This window comes from Streptomyces tricolor (assembly GCF_002155905.1).
Classification (GTDB): Bacteria; Actinomycetota; Actinomycetes; order Streptomycetales; family Streptomycetaceae; genus Streptomyces; species Streptomyces tricolor.
In genome coordinates this window covers 1-2,002 of sequence record NZ_MUMF01000582.1, presented here as the reverse complement: position 1 = coordinate 2,002, position 2,002 = coordinate 1, and the positions used below count along the sequence as shown (strand labels likewise).

The window sequence follows — 2,002 nt, the reverse complement described above, 5'->3', positions numbered from 1 at the left end:
ACCTCCCCCGACGGCAAGCTGATCGAGTATCTCGAATACTCCCGGGACATCCATCCCTACCTGGTCGGCACCCAGGCCCATCCCGAGCTGCGCTCCCGGCCGACCCGGCCGAATCCGCTCTTCACCGGCCTGGTGCGCGCCGCCCTCGCCCGTGCCGGGGCCGTGGCCGGCTCCGCCCCGCTGCCCGTCCCCTGACCGGCGTGGCGGGCGGCCCGCCGGGGCCCTCCGCCCGGCAGCGGGGCGGAGGGCGGTCCCGGCGGACCGTCGTGCCGTCGCCTCAGTGGGCGTTGGCGAACCGCTTGAACGCGGCCTTGGTGCCGGAGCCGGCGACGCCGTCGATCGGACCGCGGTAGCCGTAGCTGTCCTTCAGCAGACGCTGGAGCGCCTTGACCGTGCCCTTGCCGACGACGCCGTCGATCGGGCCGGTGTAGCCCCAGTACTTCTTCAGGCAGCGCTGGAAGGCCTTCCAGCTGTTGGTGCCGAGCTTGCCGTCGATGGAGCCCCGGTAGTTCCAGTACTTCTTCAGCCAGCGCTGGACCTTCTTCGCCTGGGTGGCGTTCAGGCCGAGGTTGTTCACCGCCTGCGGGGCGACGGCCTCGCTGGCCGCCGCCGGCTGGGCGGTCGCGGGCGCCGCGAAGCTGGTGCCCGCGGCGGCGAGGCTGCCCGCGGCCAGTGCCACGGTGGTCGTGGCGGCGAGCAGCGTCCTGGTGAAGATGTTCGGTCGCATGTGTTTCCCCCTGGTTGACGAGTGCCTCACGGCACGGCACACAAGCTACGTGCCGGGGCCCGGCCCGTCGCCAACCCGGGAGTTGACGCCCGACTCCACCAGCCGCGGTAGTTCCGGGCCGGTGTACAACCTCCGTGGTACGTCCCGGGGCGTGCCGCCCGCGGGCCGCGGTCAGCCCCTGCCGCCGCTGAGGTTCCCCCACCGGGGCCCGATCTGCCGCCACTCCGCGTCCCACTCGTCCATGCGCCGCCGGATCAGCCGGCCCCGGACCAGCCGTCCCACGCCCCAGACGAGGGCGCCGGCCGCCGGGGCGACGAGGGCACCGGTGAGCGCCGACTGCAGATCGGCCGCCGCTCCGGTGACGGGGGCGGGCACGACCCGGTCCGCCTCGTTCGTCCACACCGTCATGCGGGTTCCGGCGGGGGCGCCCGGCGGAACCTTCGCCCGGTCGGTGTGCACCGAGCCGTCGGCGTCGGTCCAGCGCACGACGGCCCACACCCGCCCGTCGTCGTATCCGCTGCCCGCGAGCGGAGTCCGCGCCGCGTCGGCGGTGAGGACCGCGGCCACGGGGTGCAGCTGGGCCCGCCGGGCCTCGAACGCCGCGTCGGAGGCGCGGGCCGCCAGCATGCCCGCGAAGACCCCGGCGACCAGGGCCAGCACCCAGCCGGCGAGGACGATCCAGGCCTCCACGACATCGCTGTGCCGCCGGAGCGGATTGCGCCGCCACCGCCACAGCCGCACCGGGGTGACCGTCGTGGGAGGTGTCCGTGTCATCGTCACCGCCTCCTCTCGCGCACCGGCGTCCCGAACCCGGCGCGGCCCCCCGCGGCGTCCCGGACCCGGTCGCCCGAGCGAGGGTCATGACACCATCCTGCACCTCTCCCCGCCGCTCGTCCGCCGCGGACCGGGTCCGGTGTGCGAGACGGGCACCGCGGGTCGTCTCCCGCGGGCCGGGTCCGGTGTGCGAGACGGGCACCGCGGGTCGTCTCCCGCGGGCCGAGGGTGGTGCCAGGACGGACCAGGCGCGTGGTCTGTGCGGACCGGATCCGGCACGCTAGGACGGCCCCACCGGTCGTCCGCCGCAGACCGGAGCCGGTCTCCGGGACGGCCCCACCGACCCGACCACCGCAGACCAGACCCCGTACGCCGGACCGGCCCCACCGACCCGACCGTCTGTCACGAACGGGGCCCGAACGCCGGACGGGCCGCGCCGGTGGGCCGCTGTGGGCCGGGCGGACTCGCGTCGGGCCGACATCGCGGGTCGTCTCCCGCGGG

The 2,002-nt window shown here is 75.7% G+C and carries 2 protein-coding genes and 1 pseudogene; 1 reads left to right on the top strand and 2 read right to left on the bottom strand.

Annotation, left to right across the window (positions count from 1 at the left end; genetic code table 11):
- Positions 1–195, top strand: a pseudogene (locus tag CCN44_RS34245) (CTP synthase); the annotation flags it as partial.
- 82 nt (positions 196–277) lie between these two features.
- On the opposite strand, the gene CCN44_RS34240 reads toward CCN44_RS34245, so the two are convergent.
- Both CCN44_RS34240 and CCN44_RS34235 read right to left on the bottom strand, forming a co-directional pair.
- Positions 278–727 carry a peptidoglycan-binding domain-containing protein gene (locus CCN44_RS34240; protein ID WP_059247194.1) on the bottom strand — a complete coding sequence of 150 codons (450 nt, stop codon included), beginning with the start codon at positions 725–727 and terminating at the stop codon, positions 278–280.
- Between the two features lie 171 nt (positions 728–898).
- Entirely contained in the window at positions 899–1,501 is a 603-nt protein-coding gene (locus CCN44_RS34235) for an Rv1733c family protein (protein ID WP_059247195.1), read from the bottom strand.
- Positions 1,502–2,002: the final 501 nt, after the last annotated feature.

Bases quoted from the DNA above. Each gene is read 5' to 3' on its own strand.
- CCN44_RS34240 (WP_059247194.1), bottom strand. From the start codon at position 727: ATGCGACCGAACATCTTCACCAGGACGCTGCTCGCCGCCACGACCACC.
- CCN44_RS34235 (WP_059247195.1), bottom strand. From the start codon at position 1,501: ATGACACGGACACCTCCCACGACGGTCACCCCGGTGCGGCTGTGGCGG.